Annotated in this window: 14 protein-coding genes; 10 read left to right on the forward strand and 4 right to left on the reverse strand. The window is 70.4% G+C overall.

What is annotated here, in order from left to right; translation table 11 throughout:
* Positions 1 to 48 precede the first annotated feature (48 nt).
* The 3 genes from IPG61_11560 to IPG61_11570 form a co-directional block, all read right to left on the reverse strand.
* Complete coding sequence (locus IPG61_11560; GenBank protein ID MBK6734706.1) at positions 49 to 624, reverse strand: hypothetical protein; 576 nt, start codon at positions 622 to 624, stop codon at positions 49 to 51.
* Between the two features lie 288 nt (positions 625 to 912).
* Positions 913 to 5,463, reverse strand: coding sequence for a hypothetical protein (locus IPG61_11565; protein MBK6734707.1), 4,551 nt, complete (start codon positions 5,461 to 5,463; stop codon positions 913 to 915).
* A complete protein-coding gene (locus IPG61_11570; GenBank protein MBK6734708.1) occupies positions 5,460 to 5,963 on the reverse strand; it encodes a hypothetical protein in 504 nt (167 codons plus the stop codon). The genes IPG61_11565 and IPG61_11570 overlap by 4 nt, the downstream gene beginning before the upstream one ends.
* 167 nt (positions 5,964 to 6,130) lie before the next feature.
* Between IPG61_11570 and IPG61_11575 the strand changes: the two genes are divergently transcribed.
* The 6 genes from IPG61_11575 to IPG61_11600 all read left to right on the forward strand — a co-directional run bounded on the left by IPG61_11575 (position 6,131) and on the right by IPG61_11600 (position 13,609).
* Entirely contained in the window at positions 6,131 to 6,493 is a 363-nt protein-coding gene (locus tag IPG61_11575; GenBank protein MBK6734709.1) for a hypothetical protein, read from the forward strand.
* On the forward strand, positions 6,484 to 6,744 hold the full coding sequence (locus IPG61_11580) for a hypothetical protein (protein ID MBK6734710.1): 261 nt from the start codon (positions 6,484 to 6,486) through the stop codon (positions 6,742 to 6,744). Before IPG61_11575 ends, IPG61_11580 begins: the two co-directional genes overlap by 10 nt.
* Complete coding sequence (locus IPG61_11585; GenBank protein MBK6734711.1) at positions 6,741 to 9,374, forward strand: serine/threonine protein kinase; 2,634 nt, start codon at positions 6,741 to 6,743, stop codon at positions 9,372 to 9,374. Before IPG61_11580 ends, IPG61_11585 begins: the two co-directional genes overlap by 4 nt.
* Before the next feature lie 103 nt (positions 9,375 to 9,477).
* Positions 9,478 to 11,583 (forward strand): S8 family serine peptidase, encoded by a 2,106-nt coding sequence (locus IPG61_11590; protein ID MBK6734712.1) that lies wholly within the window; start codon positions 9,478 to 9,480, stop codon positions 11,581 to 11,583.
* Between the two features lie 29 nt (positions 11,584 to 11,612).
* The gene (gene radA, locus IPG61_11595) at positions 11,613 to 13,127 is read left to right on the forward strand and encodes a DNA repair protein RadA (GenBank protein MBK6734713.1); all 1,515 of its coding nucleotides are present in this window, start codon (positions 11,613 to 11,615) and stop codon (positions 13,125 to 13,127) included.
* Positions 13,124 to 13,609, forward strand: coding sequence for a 2-C-methyl-D-erythritol 4-phosphate cytidylyltransferase (locus IPG61_11600; GenBank protein ID MBK6734714.1), 486 nt, complete (start codon positions 13,124 to 13,126; stop codon positions 13,607 to 13,609). Before radA ends, IPG61_11600 begins: the two co-directional genes overlap by 4 nt.
* 51 nt (positions 13,610 to 13,660) lie before the next feature.
* Here the strand turns inward: IPG61_11600 and IPG61_11605 are convergent, their stop codons facing one another.
* Positions 13,661 to 14,317 carry a DUF4254 domain-containing protein gene (locus IPG61_11605; GenBank protein ID MBK6734715.1) on the reverse strand — a complete coding sequence of 219 codons (657 nt, stop codon included), beginning with the start codon at positions 14,315 to 14,317 and terminating at the stop codon, positions 13,661 to 13,663.
* 172 nt (positions 14,318 to 14,489) lie between these two features.
* On the opposite strand from IPG61_11605, the gene IPG61_11610 reads away from it, so the two are divergent.
* The 4 genes from IPG61_11610 (at position 14,490) to IPG61_11625 (ending at position 22,311) form a co-directional block, all read left to right on the forward strand.
* Positions 14,490 to 16,964 carry a SpoIIE family protein phosphatase gene (locus IPG61_11610; protein ID MBK6734716.1) on the forward strand — a complete coding sequence of 825 codons (2,475 nt, stop codon included), beginning with the start codon at positions 14,490 to 14,492 and terminating at the stop codon, positions 16,962 to 16,964.
* Positions 16,965 to 17,106: 142 nt separating this feature from the next.
* Entirely contained in the window at positions 17,107 to 18,576 is a 1,470-nt protein-coding gene (locus tag IPG61_11615) for an MFS transporter (protein MBK6734717.1), read from the forward strand.
* Positions 18,577 to 18,602: 26 nt separating this feature from the next.
* A complete protein-coding gene (locus tag IPG61_11620) occupies positions 18,603 to 20,531 on the forward strand; it encodes a TonB-dependent receptor (GenBank protein MBK6734718.1) in 1,929 nt (642 codons plus the stop codon).
* 148 nt (positions 20,532 to 20,679) lie between these two features.
* Complete coding sequence (locus IPG61_11625) at positions 20,680 to 22,311, forward strand: PAS domain S-box protein (protein MBK6734719.1); 1,632 nt, start codon at positions 20,680 to 20,682, stop codon at positions 22,309 to 22,311.

The raw sequence follows: 22,311 nt of genomic DNA on the forward strand, positions 1-22,311 counted from the left end.
TGACGAGCGGCTCGTCATTTCGTGCGACCGCCGGCGCGGGGGTTTGCGCTACTTGCCCTGCGCTGCCGCCTCGGCCTTCCCGTCGGGCCGGGGGAAGACCGGTGAAAAAGTCGCTTCCTTCTGGCGACCCTTTAGGCCGGTCAGGCGCACCTGGGCCGTTACCTTCGACAATTCCACCTTCGACAGGTCGAAGGCGCCGAACAGCTCGTCCTGGTGATAGAGGATCATGCCGCCACACGGCTCGCACTTGCCCGGCGTCGTCTGCACGACTTCCGCATGCATCGGGCAGAAGAAGATGCCGGGGTCGCCCGCGGCCGGCGTCCGCAGGCTCAGTGCGACCTCCTGCACCTTGCCGTCCGGCAGGCGGAGCGTGGCGCTGCCGCCCGCCCGCCCGATCATCGCCGGCGCCCGTTCGTCCGTGTGGAACCAGACGTGGATGCCGTCGCGGGCGATGGACGCCTCGAAGACGTGGGCCTCGGTCTCGGTGACGGTGCCGCCATGCAGGGGAGCCATCAGGGCATCGGCGGCTGCGACCGGCGCAGCGACCGCCGCGCACAGGGCCAGGGTGGTGATCACGGCGATGCCGGGGTGCGGGCGTCGGCAGCGGTTCAGTGCGCGGGACATGGCGGCTCCTTCAGGCGGGATGGCGACGACAGCGGGGTCGGCCTGTCTACGCAATTAGTGTTCCTGATCTTATAATGTGCCTATTGACAATAACTTGTGCGATTTTGGAGCGTTCCGCGGCAGCTGCCGTTGTGGACTATTCTCCAATCGCCTCGGCTCCGCTGTCGGCTATTGCCCAAATGAACGCCGAGCGTCGGTCGTCCCGAAAACGAATCGCGCCGGCCCGGATGGTCCCGGACCGGCGCGTCGCCCTCCCGTCCCCCGACGGGTTGGATGGGTTCGAGGTCGCTACTTCAACAGCTGCATCTTGCGCGAGACCGTGACCTCCGCCGCGCGCAACCGCGCCACATAGGTGCCGCTGGCGGCGCCCACGCCCTGGTCATCGCGGCCATCCCACAGCACTTCATGGCGACCGGCCGCGAGCGCCGACGACACGAGTCGCCGCACGAGCCGCCCGCGCACATCGAAGACCTCGAGCCGCACCGGGCCGGAATGCGCCAGGTCGAACGCGATCCTCGTGGCGGGGTTGAACGGGTTCGGGGTGACGTCGCGCACGGCGGTGACCGCCGGCACGTCTCCGACACCCGGTGCGTCCGAGAGGAAGCCGTCGAAGCGCAGCGTGTACTGGCCGGCCTTTGCGTAGTCGCCGGCCTGCGCCTTCCACACCGCCAGACAGTAGTAGCCGGCCTGCGGCACCTCGACCGGCATGGTCTCGTCAGCGCCTGCCGCGCCGATCCAGGCCTGCCCGACGATGCCCGCCGTCGCCGACTTGGCGTGGTACGGCAGCTGGCCGCGGTGGAGCGTCAGGCCCCAGTCGATGGCGTCGCCGCCGGACTGGTGCAGCCTGACGCTCACCGGTCCGGCCGGCAGCCATACTTCGTGCAGGGCGATGACGCCGGTGGACGCCAGGCTGAACGGCCCATGGTCGCCCAGGGGCGTGGATCCCAGCCAGGAGGAGGCGACGGTCTGCACCCGGTAGTTCTCCGTGCCGGCGATCCCCAGCGCGCCGACGTCGAACTGACGCGGCGTCGTCGAGCGGAAGTTGACGAGCAGGTAGTCGGACTCGGCCGCGCCCCAGCCCGAGACAGCCAGGGACGTCGAGAACCCCTGCAGCGACGAGTTGACCCGTTCGTGCAGGCGCAGGTCGACATCGCTGGTGGCGCCGGGGAGGGCGGCGACCGCCAGCCACTGCGCCGTGTTGCCCGAGGGTGCCGGCACCGGCGTGCGCAGGCCGTCGCAGTTGAACCACAGGGCAGCCGAACTCCAGGCCATGGCGGCGGCGAAACCGCCGGTGGGCGGCGGCGGCGCACTGCGCTCGATGGTCGCTCCGGTGGCCAGTGCCAGCGGTGACCACACGTACTGCAGGCCGAGCGTGTTGTTCGTCTCGCTGCCCTCGGTGACGACATCGGTCGCATCCGGGAACATCGAGAGCGTGTGACGGCCGCCCCGCACCGTCTGCACGTACGGGTAGTTGCGGATGCGGTTGGTCAATGCCGCGAAGCCGGAGATCTGTTCGCCGACGAGGCCAACGCCGTCGAGGTAGGTCATGCTGTCGAAGCCGGCGCCCGTGGCCATGCCTTCGTTGCGGAACTGGACGTTGATGTACGTCGAGGCCGCGTTGCCGGCGAGCGTGGACGGAAGGGTCGTCGTGGTCGAGGTGCCGGGGGCGCCGTTCGTTGGCACCAGGGGAGCGTGCCAGCCCGCGGTGACCAGCGGCGCAAAGTCCGCCGGTGCCACCGAGGCCCGGACCGTCACTGAGATGTGGCCGCTGCCGCCGGCAGGAACGTCTTGCGGATCCTGCCAGACGGCCACAGCCTGCGTGACGCCGCCGTAGGTGAAGTTCACCTTCGCGAAGCCGCTGGCGTCGGTTACCGCCTGGTTCTCGACGTCGTCAAGCCCCGCGTGTTCGGTATCGGCTGGCAGGACTTTCAGCCGCACCTTGCCCGCGGACGGGTCCACCTGCAGCGTGACCACTCCGTAATTGGTGCCGCTGACGCCCGAAAGCGGGAAGTGGCGCAGGGCCAGTGGTTCGATGCGACTGAGCGGGAACTGGACGTTGCTGTTGACGGCCATCACGGTGCTGAAGATCCGCCGGATCTCGAACCCGTATCCATCGAACTCCGGGTTCACGACGCCGACGTCCATCGATGTCTCGGTGGTCTGGCTGTTGTTAGTGAAGACCGCCTCGAGGCAGCCCGCGGGGCGGTTGCTGATCGCCTGGACGTCGAAGTAGCCGAATCCGGAGGTCGGCCCCGTGGTGTGCGTGTGCAACCGCAGGTCGAAGTCGGAATCGTCGCTCTCGGTGATCATCACCGCGCCGACGAATGGATCCGTACTCATCGTGTACGAGAAGCCGTCGCAGTTGGGGGACGAGAAGAGGCCCGCGGTGAAGCCGCCCCAGGCGGCCTTCGGCCGTGGCCGCGTCACCCAGCTGCCGTTGCTGGCCAGCGTGTACGGGTACCAGATGAACTGGCGCGTGAAGTAGTTGTCGGCCTCGTTGGCCTCGGGCATCTGTTCGTAGGCATCGGCCCACATCCGGGCGGCGTGACGGCCACCGGGCACTTCCCATGGGCCGAGGTTCATGAACGTCCGGTCGACGTATCCATTCAGCGGGTAGATGTCCGTCCACCAGTTGAGGGCGCCGTCGATATAGACGTTCATGCGCAGGATCGGGCTGGTGGTCAGCTCGCCGTGGTTGGCGACGCGCAGGTTGAAATACGTGTCGCCGTTGCCGACCAGCACCGGGGAAAGTTCCGCCGAGGCCTGCGTCGCATTGCCCGACAGGCGCGGCACGAGCGGGTACGGCCAGTGACCGCCAGTTGAGGCCTCGACGTCGGCCGGCGTGAACTCGCGGATGGTCACGGGACCGAAGGTGGCGTGCGTGCCGCCCATGCCGTCGCGGTCGATGGCACGGACGGTGAACCAGTAGGTGTCCGGGGCCAGGTCGGTCGATTCCCAGTTCGTGGCCGTCGTCTCGATGTCCAGGTCGGGAACCAGCCCGCTGGCCGTTCCCATGCGGACGCTGTAGCCGGCGATACCGGAGTAGTTGTCGGACGCGGCGTTCCAGCGCAGTTCCACGGTGCCGTCGGGCGAGTCGCCTGACGTCGCGTGGCTGGTCGAACTGAGCCCGGTCACGGCCGATGGTGCCGTGGTGTCGAGGCCGGAGAAGAGGTTGTTCGCCGCGGCCATCCAGATCGCGTCCTCCGATTCGGGGTGACGCGAACGCAGGCTGGCGATCATCCCGAGCGGCGTGATCGGGTCGTCGATGCCCTGCGCCTGCAGGATGCGCTGGGGGGACCAGGTCACGACGTCCTGGCCGCCCGCCAGCGCGTTGGGATCGACCTCGTTGTTGCTGTCGGTCAGGTCCTGCAGGAAGGCGGCGATCATGCCTTCGGTCTTGGTGGGATCGTCGAACTGGTTGATGCCACCGTCCCTGCAGATCTCGACGGACTCCGCGTCGCGGTCGAAGATGGACGAGAAGCCGTAGTTGACGGGCCAGGTCGACGTGATCGCCTGCGAGAACCAGTTCGGGAAGCCCTCCTGCATGGCGTCGAAGGCGTTCTCTTCGCACCATTGGCAATGGCCGCAATCGCCGGAATCGTCGCAGCGCCCGCCGGGATTGCAGTAGTCGCCGCCTTCGGTCTCGGTGAAATCCTGCTGCCAGTGGTGGCCGTATTCGTGACAGGTCGTGTCCTCGCGCCACTGCCTGGCCTCGGGGATGTAGATGGTCTCCCAGATCGGCTTGTAATGGGCGTGATCAGCATCGGGCCAGGAGATGAGTACGCCGTCGATGCTGCCGTAGCCGTTGTCGTTCAACCAGCGCCAGCCGCGGGTCGCCGAAGCCAGCTGGTTCAAGCCCGCGTAGTGGTCCTCGGAGCCCGGCTGTCGCTGGCCAAAGTTGATGTCCGTTCCACCGAAGTCCTCCTTTGTCGGCGTATTCCACAGATACGATACGTTCCAGATGCTCGGGTACACGAGATCGACCTTCGAGTTCGCCGCCACGAATTCGACGTAGATGTCGGGCGCCTCGTCGTCGTCATAGTAGAACGTGAAATCGTAGTAGCCGTCCGGGCCGATGGAGGCGCGGGCCAGCAGGTCGTCCCATTCCCAGTCGGAATCGTAGACGCTCACGGTGACGCCGTCGGCGCCCATCGTGCGGCCGTCGCCGACATAGTCGTAGTCGTCGTCGTGCGACTCGCGGAAGTACACGAAGCGACCGCGCACGCGGATGTTGCGGCCCTTGTCCGTGGTTTTGTCCGTGATCTGGCGCGCCGGCTGGCGCTTGTCGCGCACGTTCTTGCGCAGGACCGGCGACGGGTCCGGCAGTGCAAACCGGTCGTCGGGCGTGACCGCCGGACCCTTGTCACTGTCGAACGTCATCTTGGTCTCGTTGCCGCCGATGGCCGAGTTCAGTCCCTGGGGCAGCAGGTAGAAGCGCTGCATCGTCGTGCGGCCGCCGACCTGCAGGGAGATCTCGATCGGCTGCGCCGGGTCGTTGCACTGCAACTGCACCGGGAAGCTCACCGGCTGCATCGCCGGCAGGTTGAAGCCGGTGGGCAGGAACGTGACGGTCTGCCACGCCGACACGCCGGCAGGCGTGCGCCCGGTGCGCAGCACCGGCGCCGAGACGGTCGTGGCGCTCGCGCTGGTGATCTCGACGTCGAAGCTGAAGGGCTGGCCTGCCACGGGCAGGTCGTCGCCCTGCGGGTTGAGGCGGATGCGGACATTCGGGCCGAGGTCGGCCTGGACGCGGGCGGCTCCAAGCAGCGTGAAGGCCGCCAGGGCCAGAAGCTGCAGGCGCGGCGAGCGCGGCCACAGGCGCAGGGTGGCGGTGCTCATGGGCGGCGCTCCCCGCGGTTGTCGGTGCCGGCGCTCGTCGAGGCGGGGACGTCCTGCCCGGCGTCGGCGGCCAGGTGCGCGCGAAGGACGGTACGGCCGGTCTCGAGCTCGGCGATGGCCTCGGCGTCGTTGCGTTCGCGGGCCAGGCGCAGCTGCAGGTCGAGCATGTCCATTTCCAGGCCCAGCTTGTGGGCCGTGATGGCGCGCTGCGCCTCGGCGGCGGCCGCGGCATCGGGCGCCGCGCGGTAGCTGGCCGTCAGCTCGGCCAGACGGGTGCTGAAGGCGGCGCGGATGGCTGCCACTTCCCGGCCGAGCGGGGTTGCGTCGACCTCGGGTGCGGCGGCCTGCTCGGCGGTGGCGGCGGTGAAGACGGTGTCTGCCTGGGCCGCCGGGGCCGGGTCCTGGGTCTGGGCGACGGCATCATCGGCACCGCCAGGGCAGACGGCGAGTGCGGCGGCGACGAGCGCCGTCAAAAAAGTTTGGCGCAGGAGTCGGGACATTCTGGTTCCCCCGGATTGAAGGTTTGAAGGGCCTGCTCGCGCCTGGGGCGGCGCGGGCGGGCATCCCCATACCTGACTTGACGGGAAAACCGGATGGATTGGGTCATCATGATTTCATTTTGGACTATTTTTGTAGCCATTTGCTGTCTGCCTGATAATATATGGTCATGTACCGCCCCGACGACACCGACGACGACGAAGCGGCCCGCGGCCACGAAGTGACCCTGGCCCTTCAGGCTGCGCGCCGGGGAGACCCCCTGGCGCTGAATGACGCCTTCCAACTCGTCTACGAGGAAGTCCGCGCGATCGCGCGCTCGCGGGTGGCGCGCGCCGGCGGCCGGGCGACACTCGACACCACGGCTGTCGTCCACGAGGCCTACCTCAAGCTGGCCCGCCACGGCGAGATGGCCTGGGAAGACCGGCAGCACTTCCTGGCCGTGGCTTCGACCGCCATGCGCCAGGTCCTGCTCGATCACGCCCGCCGGCACCTGAGCGTGCGGCGGGGCGGGGCGCTCCGCACGTGGGGTTGACCGAAGCCGACATCGCGCTGGAGAGGCAGGCGCGCGATGTGCTGGCGCTCGACGGCGCGCTCGGCGACCTGGCCCGCGTGGACACGCAGTTGGCCCGGCTGGTCGAACTGCGCTACTTCGGCGGGCTCACGATCGAGGAGACGGCGCTGGCGCTCGGGGTGAGCGATGCCACGGTCAAGCGTGCGTGGCGCCGCGCGCGCGCCTTCCTGCACCGCGAAATCGCGGGCGCCGAGCCGCCGGGGGAATCATGACGTCCACCGATCCCGCCCGCTGGCGTCGACTCGACGCCATCCTCGACGAACTGCTGGCGCTGCCGGTGGCGGAACGCGCTGCGCGGCTGGCGGAGATCACCGGCGACGACCACGCCTTGCGCGCCGAGGTCGAGGACCTGCTCCGTCGTGACGAGACGGCCGACGCGCTGCTGGACGGTGTCGCCGTCGAGCGCTTCGATGTCCTGCTGGCGGCAGCGGCGCAGTCCGGCGCCGAGCCGGCCGACCTGGCCGGGACGCAGATCGGCCCCTTCCGCATCCTCGGACGCCTGGGCGAGGGCGGCATGGGCGTCGTCTTCGAGGCGCGCCAGGCGCACCCCGACCGCATTGTCGCGTTGAAGGTCCTGCGGGCGGGCGCGTTCGCCGGCGACCGCCAGCTGCGCATGTTCCGGCGCGAGGCCGAGAGCCTCGGGCGCCTCAACCACCCGGGCATCGCCGCCATCCACGACGCGGGGCGCACCGACGACGGCCTGCACTGGTTCGCCATGGAGCGCGTGGACGGCGTGACGCTCGCCGACTGGGCCGCATCCCGGCCGGCGCCGACCACCAGGGTCGAGATCGCCGCGCGCATCGCCGTGTTTCTCGCGGTCTGTGACGCGATTTCCCATGCGCACCAGCGCGGTGTCGTGCATCTCGACCTCAAGCCGTCCAACCTCATGGTGCTGCCCGAACGCGACCCGGGCGCCGCGCCCGCGGTGAAGGTGCTCGACTTCGGCATCGCGCGCTTCACCGGCAGCGAGGCGGCGATGTCGACGATGGGCAACCAGGGCAGCGCATTCCTCGGCACCCTCGCCTACATGAGCCCCGAACAGGCCGATGGCGACGTGCGCGACCTCGACGTGCGCAGTGATGTCTACTCGCTCGGGGTCGTGATCTACGAACTGCTCACGGGGCTGTTGCCGGTCGACATTCGCGGACTGCCGCTGGCCGAGGCGGTTCGCCAGGTGCGCGAGCGTAACCCTGCGCGGCCGGCGGAAACCTGCCGGCTGCTCGACGGCGATCTCGAGACCATCGTGCTCAAGGCCCTGTCCAAGGACCCGCCGCAGCGCTACCAGAGCGTGGCGGCGCTGGCCGAGGACATCCGCCGGTGGCGCGACGACCTGCCCATCTTCGGTCGCCCGCCGAGCACCGCCTACCAGCTGCGGAAGATCGTGGCGCGGCATCGCACGGTCATCGTCTTCGCGGCGGCGCTTGTCGTGGCGCTGCTCGGCGCCGTCGGCGGCACCACGTATGGACTGGTGAAGGCGCGGCGCGCGCAGGCCGAGGCGCAGGCGGAGGCGGAGGTCGCGGCCGAGACCGCGCGCTTCCTGGAATCGGTCTTCCACGTGGCCGATCCCTCCAGCGGTCGCGGCGCCGAGGTGACCGCGCGCGAGTTGCTGGAAAACGCGGCGGCGGGCATCGACACGGCGCTCGTCGACCAGCCGCGCATCCGTGGTCGCCTGCTCGGCACCATGGGCACGGCGTACCGGCAACTGGGCCTGTACAGCGAGGCGCGCCCGCTGCTGGAGGAGGCCGTGGCCCTGGAGCGGCAGGTGCTGGGCCCGGACGACCCGCGCGTTGCGCGCAGCCACTATTCGCTGGCCGGCCTGCTGCGGCGGCTGGGCGAGTTCGACGCGGCCCGCGGGCACTACGAGGCCGCGCTCGTCATCCGCGAGCGGCTGGGCGAGCCGGGCGATCTCGCGGCCAGCATCACCGGGCTGGCCAACCTCGAGGTGGACCAGAACCGGCTGGCCGAAGCGGCGGCGCTCTACAAACGCGCCATGGCCGTAACGAGTGCCGGCGGGGCACCCGATTCTGTGCGCCTGGCGTCACAGATGTCCGGCCTGTCGCTGGTGCAGTGGCGCCTTGGCGAAGCCGACTCGGCCTGCGCGACCATGGAGCGGGTCGTCTCCATCCAGAGGAGCAAGCTGGGGGATGACGACCTGGACCTGGCCTGGAGCCTGTCCGCGCTCGGCAGCTTCTACGCCGCCGGCAACATCAATGATCGTGCCCGCGCGCTGGGCGAGGAGGCGCTGGCCGTGCAGGAGCGCGCCCTGGGACCGGAACACACCGACGTCGCCGAGACGCTGGATCTCCTGGCCAACCTCTATCGCACCGACGGCAACTACGAGCAGGCGTTGGCGCTGCATGAACGGGCGCTGGCGATCTGGGAGAAGGCGGTGGGCGTCGACCATGCCACCTACGGGATGGCGCTCGATCACGTGGCGCGCGACCTGGGCAGCGTGGGACGCCTGGCCGAGGCGATCACGGCCGCGGAGCGCGCCGGCGGGATCTTCGAGCGCACGCTCGATCCGGGTCACCGGGGCATCATGATCAACAAGGTGCACCTGGCCGTCGTCTATCGCGATGCGGGGCAGACCCGGCGCGCGCGGCCGCTGCTCGAGGCGATGCTCGCCCACGCCGAGGAACGCTATGGTCCCGAGAGTCGCGAGATGACGGAGATCATCACCGAAATGGCGCGGCTGGACGCCGCCGAGGCGCGCTGGGACGCTGCCCGGTCACACTACCGTCGCATAGCCGAGCTTTCAGCCGCGTTCCCCGATTCGGGCCACGTACTGCCGCGCCTGCGCGATGAGGTGCGCGAGATGGAGGAGCGGCGAGCCGGCAGTTGATGGGTGCCGGTCGGGGCCGTGTTTCCGCGCACGCCGGAATCTGGTATCATCAATGGTCAGCCGGGCCAGGACGGCCGAGTCGCCAACGGAAGACGAGCGCAACATGACCCGCACCAGCCGTTTCGCATTGATCATCCTGCTCGGGGCCCTGGCCGGCCTTTCGGGCGGCCAGGCGCCGCGGCCCGCGCTGGCCCCCGGCCTGGCCCGGGCACTCAATGATCCGGCCCACGCCGCCCGCCGGGCCGACGGCCGCCTGAATGTCTGGGTGCGCTTCCGCGACAAGGGCGTGCCCGCGGGGCAGTTGCCGGCTGCACTGGCCGCGGCGCGCGCCGAGTTGTCGCCGCGGGCCGTGGCCCGGCGAACCCGCGTGACCGGTGCGGCCGCAGCGGTCGACCAACGCGACCTGCCCCTGGCACCCGCCTACCTGGCGCGGGCCGCCGCCACCGGCGCCGAACCGCACCGACACAGCCGCTGGCTCAATGCCGCCAGTTTCCTGGCCGACGACGCCCAGGTGCGTGACCTGGCGCAGTTGCCCGAGGTGGCGGGGATCGACCTCGTGGCGCGCTTCACGAGCGCTGCGACACCGACTCCGGTGGCGGAACAACCCGCGATGCACGGGCAGGGACCGCTGACGACAGGGCGTGACGCCGGCAAGTCGACGACCGTGATCGACTACGGCGACAACAGCGCGGCCATGGTGCAGGCCGGCGTGCCGGCAGCCCACGACCTGCTGGGACTGACGGGAGCCGGCGTCGTGGTCGGCATGCTGGACACTGGATTCCGTACGCAGCACGAGGCGCTGACGCACATCCCCGTGCTCGGGGCGTGGGACTTCGTCAACAACGACCCCATCGTCGACAACCAGGCCGGCGACCTGGCCAGCAGCCGCAGCCACGGTACGATGACGCTCTCGACGGTCGCGGCCTGGAAGCCCGGACTGCTGGTGGCACCGGCCCCGAACGTGGCGGTGCTGCTGGGCAAGACCGAGGACGTGTCGCGCGAAGTGCCGCTCGAGGAGGATCACTGGATCGCCGGGCTGGAATGGTGCGAGGCCCAGGGCGCCGACATCATCTCGTCGTCGCTCGGCTACATCGACTGGTACGAGTTCGCCGACCTGGACGGCAACACGTGCGTGACCACGTTGGCGGCCGACCTGGCCGCCGGGCGCGGCCTGTTGGTCGTCAACTCGGCCGGCAACGACAGGGCCTCGAGCGGGCACCTGATCGCGCCTGCCGATGCCGACAGCATCATCACCGTTGGCGCCGTCGACCCGGCCGGCGTGGTCACCTGGTTCTCGTCGCCCGGGCCCACGGCCGACGGGCGCACCAAGCCCGACGTCGCCGCGTTGGGGCAGTCGAACCGCGTGGTCGATCCCAACAACGACACGGCGTATGTCAACGCCTCGGGCACCTCGTTCAGCTGTCCGCTGGTGAGCGGCGTTGCCGCGCTCGTGCTCGAGCGCGTGCCCGACCTGGCGCCGCTCGAAGTGATCGAGGCGCTGCGCGCGACCGCGAGCCATCCCGGGGCGCCGGACAACGACACCGGCTGGGGCATCGTCAACGCGTACGCAGCGGCGACCTGGTTCGGTCCCGTGTTCGCGCATACGCCGGTGGCCGATCCGCAGGTGACGGCCGGACCGTGGAACGTGGCGGCGACCATCACGGCGCGCCTGGGCCTCTCGGGGCTGCCGCAGCTGGTGCACCGCGTGAACGGCGGCCCATGGCACACATCGGCGATGATCCCGCTGGGCCCGCCCGACCTGTTTGCCGGCGCCCTGCCGGCGGCGGCTGCGGGCCTGACTGTCGAGTACTATCTCAGCGCCGTTGATGGCGGGGGCCATGCGACGAACTGGCCGCAGGGCGGCGCCGTGTCGCCGTTCTCGTTCACGCCCGCGCCCGGGACGTCGCCGGCGGGCGACACGCCGGACCGCGGCGGCGCCTGGCTCCTGGCCAACGCGCCCAACCCGTTCAACCCCCGCACCACGCTGCGCTTCGGCCTGGCGGAGGCGGGCCCGGCCCGGCTGGCGATCTTCGACGCCCGCGGACGGCTGGTGCGGACCCTGCTGGACGGGGGGCTGGCGGCGGGCGATCATGTCGTCGCCTGGGATGGTCGCGACGACAGCGGCCGCGCCGCACCCAGCGGCGTCTACTTCAGCCGGCTCGCGTCCGGCGGCGTCATCCGCCAGCAGAAGATGCAGCTGCTGCGCTAGGCGTCGTCCCGGCCCGCGTGCGGAGGATCATGGCCAAGAGCACCACGCGCTTCTTCTGCACCGATTGCGGGCACGAGGAACTGCGCTGGCTGGGGCAGTGCCCCGCCTGCCAAGCCTGGAACACGTTCACCGAGATGAAGATCGCCCCGGCGGCGGGCGCCTCGAAGGGCGCGCGCGGGTACAGCGCCACCGGCAAGCGCCCGGTCGGTTTCGGCGGCGAGGCGCGGGGGCCGGGTGCGCCGGCAGGCGCGGCGCCGCGGCCCGTGCCGCTGTCGCAGGTGCAGTCGGCGGCGAGCCGTCGGCTGCCGGTCGAGCCGGCGGAAGTCGCGCGCGTGCTCGGCGGCGGCCTCGTCGAGGGCTCGGTCGTGCTGCTCGGCGGCGAACCGGGCGTGGGCAAGTCGACGCTGCTGACGGGCCTGGCGCTGTGGTGGGTCAGGCAGGGCATCCGCGTCGTCTACCTGGCGGGCGAGGAATCGCCGTCGCAGATCCGCATGCGTGCCGAGCGCCTGGGCTTCCGGCCCGACCGCGAGCCCGGCTTCCTCATCCTGCCCGAAGTGCACCTCGAGACGATCCTCTCTGCGCTGGACGAGTCCGTGCTTGCGGAGGCAGGCGGTGGCCACGATGCCGGCGTACCCACCGTGATCATCGCCGACTCGATCCAGACCCTGCACAGCGACCAGGTCGACGCCTACCCGGGCAGCCCGACACAGATCCGCTACTGTGGCGGCGTGCTGGCCGATTTCGCGCGCCGCACCGGTTGGCCGGTCTTCCTGGTCGGGCACGTGACCAAGACGGGCGACCTTGCCGGGCCCAAGCTGCTCGAGCACATGGTGGACACCGTCCTGTACTTCGAGGGCTCGGGCGGCGGCGCTATCCGCATGGTGCGCGCCGTGAAGAACCGCTTCGGCACCACGGGTGAACTGGCGGTGCTCGAGATGCGTGGCGAGGGCCTGGTGCCCGTCGACCAGGCGGGGCTCATGTTCCTCAGCGGGCGGCGCGGTGTGGAACCTGGTGCGGCCGTCTGCGCCGTGAAGAACGGTTCGCGCACGTTCCTCGTGGAAGTGCAGGCGCTGGTCTCGCCGGCGCGCTACGGCACGCCGCAGCGCGTGGTGCAGGGCATCGACAGCAAGCGCGTGGCCCTGCTGGCGGCCATCCTCGAGAAGCGCGCGGGCATGGACCTGGCGGGCTGCGACATCTTCGTGAAGGTTGCGGGCGGCGGCCGCGTGGACGATCCCGGCGCCGACCTGGCGGTCATCGCGGCACTAGCCTCGTCGCTGCGCGAGAAGCCGGTGCCCGAAGGCACGCTCGTGCTCGGCGAAGTCGGCTTGACGGGCGAGGTGCGCGGGGTCAGCGAGCTGGAGGCGCGCCTGCGCGAGGCCGCCGGGCACGGCTTCACGCGCGTGGTGCTGGCCGCCGCAGCCGGGCGCAAGCCGCGGGGCATCAAGGGGCTGGAGATGGCAGCCGTGACCAGCGTGGAGGAAGCGGTGGCGCTGGCGCTCGAACCGCGCGGTCCGGCGCGTCGCGCAAAGGAGGCCACGCCGTGAGCCCGGACCTGCCGCCGTTGCACCTGCTGGTCGTTGCCGGGGGGCGCGGACTGCGCGCCGCCGGCGGGGGCGAGATACCCAAGCAGTTCCGGCCGACGGGGCGCGGCATGCTGCTGCGCGTGGCGGTCGACACATTTGTCGCCGGTGAGCCCGGCACCGCGGTGCCGCTGGTCTCGCTGACGATCACGGCGCCGGCACCCGGGGTGCCGGTGCACGACACGATCGTGCACAGTGAACAGGGACGCGCGCGCTACCTGGCGCGCGAGACGCTGCTCGCCGTGCAGACACCGCAGGTATTCCGTTGGGAGCAGTTGCGCGAGGCCCATGCCTGGGCCGCGGCGTCGCACGCCTCGTTCACCGACGACGGCGGCCTGCTGGCGGCGCGCGGGCACGACCCGGCGGTGGTCGAGGGTGAAATCGGCAACTGGAAGATCACCACCGAAGGCGATTGGCGTCGCGCGGCCGACCTGCTCGGCGAGTAGACGCGACCATCGCATTCAGTCCAGCCTGCGCATTCAGCACGGCCTGCGCACTCAGTCCAGGTCGGCCACCAGGCGACCGGTCTCCGCATCACGGTACAGCTTGATCTGCCGGTACAGCTTCAGCCCCACCCGTCCCTGGCGGATGCCCAGCAGCAGGTCGTCCAGGCAGCCGCCCAGGTCGCGCTGCTGTTCGCGCAGCATCGCCAGCCGGTCCTGCATGGCGCGGCGCTCGTTGGGCGTGGCTTCGACCACCGCTTCGGCGGCATGCCAGGCCTTGAGCGACAACACGCTGAGCCGGTCGATGATGCTGCCGGGCGACTCGCTGTTGAGCGGCGCTCCCGGGTCGATGACACCCAGCGCCGAATAGCCCGCATGGATCACGGCGTCGAGCCGGTCCACCGCCTGCACGCGGCGGCGATTGGAATCGTCGATCGACCTCTTCACGCCGGCCAGCACGGTGTCGCCGGCGCCACGGGCGCGGCTGCGGTCCTCTTCGTGCCACTGGAACGTGTTGATGAGCTGCAGGTGCTCGACCAGGCGCGCCCAGCCCTCCGGCTCGCGGGGCGGCAGCGTCGCCACCACTTCCATCCAGCTGCCCAGGCCGGGCTCGGCACCATGCCAGCGTTCGATGACCTCGTCGAGCACGGGCGCCACCGCGGCGAAGGAAGGCGGCAACAGGGTGGACGGGTCGGGCTGCGCGGAATCCAAGGGTGGGCTCCTCCGGTTGGGGTCGCGGCGGGGATGGCGGACGTGGCCGCCCTGCCTGCCACATTAGGTTGCCTGGCCCCGGGGGGCAACCGCCGCTTGGCGCGACCGGCGGCGCCGGTTAACATGGCCGGAGATTCCCTCCGCCTGCCCCCAACAAGGAGCCCGTCCGCCGGTGAACCTGCTGACCTGGAGAGCTCCCGCCGACGCCTGGCGCGGCCTCATGACCGGATTCCTCCTGCTGGTGGCCGCCGCCGTGTTCAAGGCGCTGCGCGCGATCGGGGGCCTCGACGACAGCCGCATCCTGCACGTGGCCACGAGCCTGCTCGTGGGCGGGGCCTGGCTGTTGTCGGCGCGATTCGTCCTGCTCGACGTGCGCGGCCGCCGGTTCTGGGTGCCGTCGCTGCTGGCCATGCTGGCCCTGGTCGTGTTCGCCGGCGCGGTCGGCCGCACCCTTGCCATCATCTGGTCGGTGTTCTTCCTGTCGGGCCGCCGTTATCGCTGCTGGCGCCACATCTCCGATCGCAAGCGCGCCGTCGCCTTCGGCCTGGGCGCCGTCGCCCTGGTGCTCGCGGCGCTCTGCTGGGGTTTCTGGAAGCCGGCCAACGGCGAGGCACTCGCGCCCGCGCAGGGACTCGGCACCTGGTCGCTGGTCTCACTGATCCTGTTCTGGGCCTGGTCGATGTTCCATCTGGCGATGGGCATGCGGCTGCACTTCCTGCGGTTGCGTCCCAAGCTGGCGGTCAGTGCGGTGCTGATCGGGGTCGTGCCCCTGCTGCTGGTCGTCGGCCTGGGGCTCATGATCCTCTACACGGGCCTTGGCGGGGCGCGCGCCGCACGTGCCGAGGCCGTGCTCGAGGGGTGGCGGCGGCTTGCGGCGCAGGGCGTCGACCTGGCTCCCGCGCTCTTCGACACCACGTTCAGCTGGCCCGACTCATCCGGCGCCGCGCCGACCTGGGTGCCCGGGTTGGCGACCGCGCTGCAGGCGTCGCTGGCCGACGAGGTGGCCGGCATCGAACGCGCGGACGACGAGGACGGCGATGGCGATGGCACGGGCGTCGGCGGGGCCGGGGCCGAGGGCAAGGTGCAGCAGCTTGAAGCCGCAGGCGGCGCCGTGAAGGTGTCGGTGCCCGCCGGCAAGTCGGGGCGGTTGGCCGCTGTGCCGGCCGACAGCACGGGCTGGTTCCTGGCGGATCGCCGTTTGTGGCTCATCCGCTGGCGGGGCCTGGACACGGGAACGCCGCGTGCCCAGGCGTGGCAGTTGAACGTCAGGCCGCTGACGGAACTCTCGCGCGTGCTGCGCGTCGGCATCTCGATCTCGCCCACGGGCGGTCGCAACAGCGACGGCGACTTCGTGGTCGGCTTCAAGGACGGCGCCTCGGGCCAGCAGAGGGACGGCGAGGCGGACACCGACGACCAGGGAACCGGGGAAGGCCGCTTCAGCGGCCTCGAGGCCAGCTACCGCGACCCGGAGTCGACCGGCGGCTGGTTCCCGGAAGGCTTCTTTTTCGGTGGTACGTTCCTGGGCGTGGGGGAACTGAGCGGCAACCGGCTGGACGAGCACTCGCTGTTCCTCCGCCTGCGCGTCGGCGCGGCCGACCTCAAGGCCGACTTCATCCAGGGCGAGTCGAACCTCAACGTGGCCATCGTTGTGGCGTTGGCGTTCGTGGCTTTCCTGTTCCTTGTCATCGAGGGCTTCGCGCTCTTCTTCGGCGTGCGTATCAGCGAGGGCATCGTCGCCGGCGTGCATGCCCTGCACCGGGGCACGCGCGCCGTGGCGGGCGGCGACCTCGATGCCGTCATCACCATCCCCAACGAGGACGAGTTCGGTGACCTGGCGCGCAGCTTCAACGAGATGACCCTGGCGGTGAAGCACGGCCGCGAGATTGCGCTCGCCAACGACCGGCTCACTCAGGAACTGTCGACCGCGCGGGCGATCCAGATCCGCCTGCTGCCCGGCCAGCAGCCCCTGGTGCCCGGCTACGAGGTGACCGGTGCCAGCATTCCCAGTCGCGAGATCGGCGGCGACTACTACGACTTCCTGGCGCAGGGCGAGGATGCGATCGGCATAGCGATCGGCGACGTCTCGGGCAAGGGCATGCCGGCGGCGCTGCTCATGTCCAACCTGCAGGCCAGCCTGCACGGCCAGGTACTGCATCGCGGCACGGTGGCCAGCGTGGTGCAGCGCGTCAACGACCTGCTGGTGCGTTCGACGGACCCGCACATGTTCGCGACGTTCTTCTATGGCGTGCTCGACACAGCGACGGGCAGCTTCACCTGCACCAACGCGGGCCACAACCCGCCGCTGGTGCTGCGTCGCGACGGGTCGCTGGAGCGCCTGACCATGGGCGGCCTGCTGTTGGGAATGGTCGGCGACATGGTCTACCTGCAGGACACCGTCGTGCTGGCGCCCGGTGAGGTCATCGTCATGTACACCGACGGCATCACCGAGGCGGTGAGTCCCGGCGCCGATGAGGAGGATCCGGAGGCCATGTTCGGCGAGGAGCGTCTCTGCGACGTGCTGCTGCGCAGTCGCCACCTGCCGGCCAGCGGCATCCAGGATGCGATCCTCGCCGCCGTGGCCGACCACACGCGCGGGGTGGCCCAGTCGGACGACATCACGCTGGTGGTGATTCGGCGGCAGGACTGACCGGCGGACGCTGCCAGACGGCGGGTGTCCGGCAACGAGCGTACTTTACCGCAGGCCTTGCGGAACCTATGTTCAAGGCCCGCTTGACGATCAACCGCGGCGGCCGGCCAGGCCGGCGGCCGCCCAACCGAACGGTGACGCCATGCCGGCTTGGCTTTCGGAACTCGTCTGGATCGTCGTACTCCTGGTGGTTGTCGGGCTGGTCATGGCCCGGCTGCCGAAGATCGAACTCGGCCACAGCCCGGCATTCATGGCGCGCCGACGCTGGAACTGGCTGCCGCTCGGCCTGACCTACGCCTTCCTGTACATGGGGCGCTACAACCTGACGGTCGCCAAGTCGGCCTTCGAGAACCTGCCGGCCATCGGCGGCGGCTCGATGATGGGCAACAACGCCTTCGGCCTGATCTTCGGCGTCGGCACCGTGGTCTACGGGTTCTCGTTCATCCTCAATGGGCCGCTCACCGACCGCCTCGGTGGCCGTTTCTCCATCCTGGCCGGCGCGATGGGCGCGGCCGTGGCCAACATCGCCATGGGCCTTGTCACCTGGTCGTTGCTGAAGGATGGGCCCGGCTCGGCGTACTTCGCCGCGCACTTCATCCCCGTGTTCGCCGTGCTCTACGCGGTCAACATGTACTTCCAGAGCTTCGGCGCCGTGGCCATCGTCAAGGTCAACGCGGCCTGGTTCCACGTGCGCGAGCGCGGCGTCTTCGGCGCCATCTTCGGCATCCTCATCTCGCTGGGCATCTACTTCGCCTACGACTGGGGCAACCTCATCCTCAAGCATGCCGGCCTGATCTGGGTCTTCTTCGTGCCGGCAATCATCCTGCTCGTGTTCTGGGTGATCGACCTGCTGCGCGTGCGGGACACTCCGGGCGAAGCGGGATTGACGAACATCCTGCTCGGCGATGCGACCGACGGCGAAACCGGGCCGCGGCTGCACCCGGGCCGCGTCTTCCTGATGATGCTGCGCAACCCGATCATCATGACGATCGCCGGGATCGAGTTCTGCAGCGGCTTCCTGCGCCAGGCGATCATGCAGTGGTTCAGGATCTTCGCGAAGCAGACCGACGGCGCGCTCGGGCTCAAGTCGAGCCTCGTCTACGAGCACTGGGGACTGCTGCTGTGCATTGCCGGCATTACCGGCGGCGTCCTGGCAGGGACCATTTCCGATCACCTGTTCCAGTCGCGTCGCGGGCCGGTGGCGGGCTTCCTGTACGGCCTGCTGCTGGTCGGCTCGGTGGCGATGATCTTCATCTACCCGACATCGTTCATCGGCTGGCTGGTGGTCCTGCTGTCAATGGCGGTCATCGGCGTCCACGGCATGCTTTCCGGCACCGCGAGCATGGACTTCGGCGGCGCCCGGAACGCGGGAGTGGCGGTCGGGCTGATCGATGGTTTCGTGTACCTGGGTACGGCCACCATGTCGTTCACCTACGCGCGGGTCCTGCCGCGCGAGCAGCTCGACGAGGCCGGGCGCATCGTGGGACCGGCCACCGACCCGGGCAACTGGCTGGCCTGGCCGCTGGCGATGGTGCCGCTGGCGGCGATCGGCTTCCTGCTCTCGCTCCGCGTCTGGAACGCGAAGCCGAAGCCGGGCGCCGGGGGACACTGACCGCGAGGGGATTGCGGATGATCGGAATGTCGATTCGGCCGGCGGCCGCGGTGATCGCGGCCGTCGGCCTTCTGGCCGGGGCGGGGGCCCGCGCGCAGGAAGCGCCGGCAGGCCCTGACTTCATCGTCGTTGACGGCGACACGCTCTGGCTGGCCGAGCCGCTCGAGATCGTCGGCTCGCGCGTGCCGGTGGCGCTGCCGGGCATCGTCAGGCCGGTACGCGTGCTCGACCAGGCCGACCTTGCGGCGGCGCCGGCCCGCTCGGTCGGCGAGGCGCTGCAGGCGATGCCCGGCGTCATCGTCGGCCAGCGGCAGCAGTACGGCATCCAGGGCGACCTGACGATCCGCGGCTCGACCTTCGACCAGGTGCTGGTGCTGGTCGACGGCTTCGTGGCAGGCGACCCGCAGACGGGACACCATCTCCTGGACCTGCCGCTCGGGTTGGCCGACGTCGAGCGGCTCGAGGTGCTGCCCGGCCACGGGTCGGCCCTGTACGGCGCCGGCGCCTTCGGCGGCACGTTGAACGTGGCCACGCGCAGCCCGGGCCAGCGTACCGGCGGTGAGGTGGCGCTGACCGGCGGCGGTGACGGCACCTGGTCTGCCCGCGGCGCCCTGGACCTGGCGCCCGACGGTGCCGACGGGCGCCGTGCGCGCTTCTCGCTGGAGCGCTTCCGCACCGACGGCCACGAAGAGACGACGCCGGACGGTTCCGCGCAATGGGCGGGCGCCGACGCGCGCTCCACCACCGCGACCTGGCGTGAAGCCGATCGCTGGGGCGAGTGGGAGCTGGAGTCGTTCGCGGGCTATGCCGACCGCGCCTTCGGTGCGCGCGACTTCTACGCGCCGTTCCCTTCCTTCGAGGCGACACGGTCCTTCCTCGGCTGGACGCGGGCCCGAGGAAGGGTCACGCCCTGGCTGACGCTGGAGCCGCGGCTGGCGGTGCGCACGCACCGTGACCGTTTCTGGCTGCGTCGCGACCAGCCCCGGTCGTACGAGAACGATCACCTGACGCGCCGCTTCACCGGCGAGTTGCGCGGTCTCATCGGGATGGGTTGCCTGCACAGCCTGGCCGTGGGCGTGGAGGGCGCTTACGAGGACATCGACAGCCGCGGCGTGCGCGCCGGCGCGCAGGTCACGGCCCTGGGCCGCCATGTACGCCGCCAGGCCGCGCTTAGCCTGGAAGCGGACCGCCATGGCGAACGCCTGCGCTGGCAGGCGGGCGTGCGGCTGGATGGGCGCGAGGGGCTGCCCACGCGCGGTTCGGGAAGCGCGGCGGCCTCGTGGGCGTTGGGTGGCGGCCTGGCGGCGCGCGCCGGCGCCGGCACCGCCTTCCGCGCGCCGACGTTCACCGACCTCTACTACGTGGACCCGGCGAACGAGGGCAACCCGGGGTTGCGACCCGAACGGGGCTGGAGCTGGGACGCGGGCCTGGTCCTGGAACGTGACGCATGGTCGGCCGGCGCGACCTGGTTCGAGCGGCGGGAGAAGGACCGCATCGAGTGGGCGCGGCCCGTGGGCGAGACCGTCTGGCGCGTCCTCAACGTGGCCGAGGCCACCATTCGCGGCGCCGAGGCCCAGGCCGGGTGGCGCCATCCGCACGGGCACACGGCCTCGCTGACCTGGACCTGGCTGGAGACCGAAACGGCTCTGACCGACGGCTTCGAGGGCAAGTACGCGCTGCTGGCGCCCCGTCGCGTACTCGGTGCGCAGGGGCGTGCGGTACTCGGGTACGGGGTTGCGGCAGGCCTCTCGGTGCGCTACCTGGCGCACGCCGGCGGGCCGGACCCGTTCCGTCACCAGGCAACGCTGGATCTGCGCGCCGACTGGGCCTCGCCGTCTTCGGCCTGGTTCGCCGGCCTTGTCGTGACCAACGTGCTCGACCGCGTCCACGAGGAGATTCCCGGCGTCTCGTTGCCGGGACGCCTGTTGACCAGCACGGTGGGTCGCCGCTTCTGACCCGCAACCGGATGCGCCGGTTGCACCCCGATATCGCGGCAGCAACACTGGGGGCGGCGGCTCGGCCGCCTCTCGTGTACCATGGCGGCCACTGCCGGCCCTGCCGGCTCGTCCGTTCCACCGTCCGACGCAGGCCCCCGGGGAGCCCATGGACCGCTGGCAGCCCACCCAAGACGAACTCCTGGACGCCATGGCCGCCGCGCCCGACGGGATGTGCGTGACCGACCCGACCGGGCGCGTGCTCTTCGTCAACAACGCGTTCGCCGCGCTGTGCAGCGACAATGCCGTGGCGCTGCGCGGCCGCCTGCTGCCGGCATTGCTGGCGGCGGGCCCCGAGCCCGATTTCGCGGCCGAACTGCAGCGGATCCTTGACCAGGGCTGGGGCGCCTACGAGGCCAGCCTCATCGACCGCGAGGGCCGGGCACGTCGGGTCGGCGTGACCGCCCGCGTGTGCGGCCACGGGGCGCGGTGCAGCATCATTCATATGATGCGCGACGTCACCCGGGAGCGGCGGGCCGAGGACGACCTGCGCGACGCCCGGCAGCTCCTGCAGTCGGTCGTGGCCCAGTCGCCGACGGCGATCATCGGCTGGGATATCCGGTTCCGGGTCACCGAATGGAACCACGCCGCCGTGCGCATCTTCGGCTGGGAAAAGCACGAGGCGATCGGCCGGCACGCACGGTTCATCGTGCCGCTCCCGGAGCGGCAGCAGGTCGACGGCGTCTGGAACGAGCTGCTGCGCACGAGCGGCGGCCGGCGCTCGGCCAACGACAACCTGCGCCGTGACGGACGCGTCATCCGCTGCGACTGGTACAACGTTCCGGTCTACGACGACGCCGGGCGGGTGACGGGCGTCATGTCGCTGGTCGAGGACGTGACCGAGAAGCAGCGCCTGCAACAGGACCGCGAGATCCTGACCCGCGCCATCGACCAGTCCGACGACGCCTTCGTCATGACCGATCGTGAAGGCACCATCCTCTACGTGAACAAGGCGTTCGAGAAGATGACCGGCTACGCGCTGCGCGACGTGGTCGGGCGGAATCCGCGGCTCATGCAGAGCGGCCTGCACGACAGCGCATTCTACGAGGACATGTGGGAGACCATCACGTCGGGTCGGACGTGGCGCGGCGACCTGATCAACCGTCGCAAGGACGGCGTTCTCTACACCGAGAACATGACGATCACCGCCGTCTTCGGCCCGAACGGCGACATCACCAATTTCGTGGCCGCCAAGCGCGACGTGACCCGCCTGCGGGAACTGGATGAACGTTCGCGGCAGAGCCAGAAGATGGAGGCCATCGGCCGCCTGGCCGGGGGCATCGCGCACGACTTCAACAACATGCTCAACGTCATCATCGGCTATGCCGAGATGGCGTCAGAGGCGCTGCCGCCGAACCACCCGGTGGCCTCCGACATTCGCGAGATCGAGCGGGCCGCGCAGCGCTCGGCCGACCTCACGCGGCAGCTGTTGACGTTCTCCCGCAAGCAGGTCATCGAACCGCGGCCCGTCTGCCTCAACGAGAGCGTCGCCGACCTGGCCAAGACCCTCGGGCGCCTGATCGGCGAGCACATCGCGCTCGAATTCCACCCCGATCCCGAGCTCTGGCGCGCCATGATCGACCCTGCGCAGGTCGACCAGATCCTGGCCAACCTGGCCGCGAACGCGCGCGATGCCATGCCGCGCGGCGGGCACCTGGTCATCCGCACGGCCAACCGCAACGTGGACGAGGAGTTCTGCGAGGCGCACCTGGGACTCGAGCCGGGGAGTACGTGCACCTGA

It is taken from the genome of bacterium (assembly GCA_016703265.1).
Classification (GTDB): domain Bacteria; phylum Krumholzibacteriota; class Krumholzibacteriia; order LZORAL124-64-63; family LZORAL124-64-63; genus CAINDZ01.

What these genes read in the sequence shown, in the direction of transcription:
- IPG61_11560 (MBK6734706.1), bottom strand. Translation starts at nt 624, where the DNA reads ATGTCCCGCGCACTGAACCGCTGCCGACGCCCGCACCCCGGCATCGCC.
- IPG61_11565 (MBK6734707.1), bottom strand. Translation starts at nt 5,463, where the DNA reads ATGAGCACCGCCACCCTGCGCCTGTGGCCGCGCTCGCCGCGCCTGCAG.
- IPG61_11570 (MBK6734708.1), bottom strand. Translation starts at nt 5,963, where the DNA reads ATGTCCCGACTCCTGCGCCAAACTTTTTTGACGGCGCTCGTCGCCGCC.
- IPG61_11575 (MBK6734709.1), top strand. Translation starts at nt 6,131, where the DNA reads ATGTACCGCCCCGACGACACCGACGACGACGAAGCGGCCCGCGGCCAC.
- IPG61_11585 (MBK6734711.1), top strand. Translation starts at nt 6,741, where the DNA reads ATGACGTCCACCGATCCCGCCCGCTGGCGTCGACTCGACGCCATCCTC.
- IPG61_11590 (MBK6734712.1), top strand. Translation starts at nt 9,478, where the DNA reads ATGACCCGCACCAGCCGTTTCGCATTGATCATCCTGCTCGGGGCCCTG.
- radA (MBK6734713.1), top strand. Translation starts at nt 11,613, where the DNA reads ATGGCCAAGAGCACCACGCGCTTCTTCTGCACCGATTGCGGGCACGAG.
- IPG61_11615 (MBK6734717.1), top strand. Translation starts at nt 17,107, where the DNA reads ATGCCGGCTTGGCTTTCGGAACTCGTCTGGATCGTCGTACTCCTGGTG.
- IPG61_11620 (MBK6734718.1), top strand. Translation starts at nt 18,603, where the DNA reads ATGTCGATTCGGCCGGCGGCCGCGGTGATCGCGGCCGTCGGCCTTCTG.
- IPG61_11625 (MBK6734719.1), top strand. Translation starts at nt 20,680, where the DNA reads ATGGACCGCTGGCAGCCCACCCAAGACGAACTCCTGGACGCCATGGCC.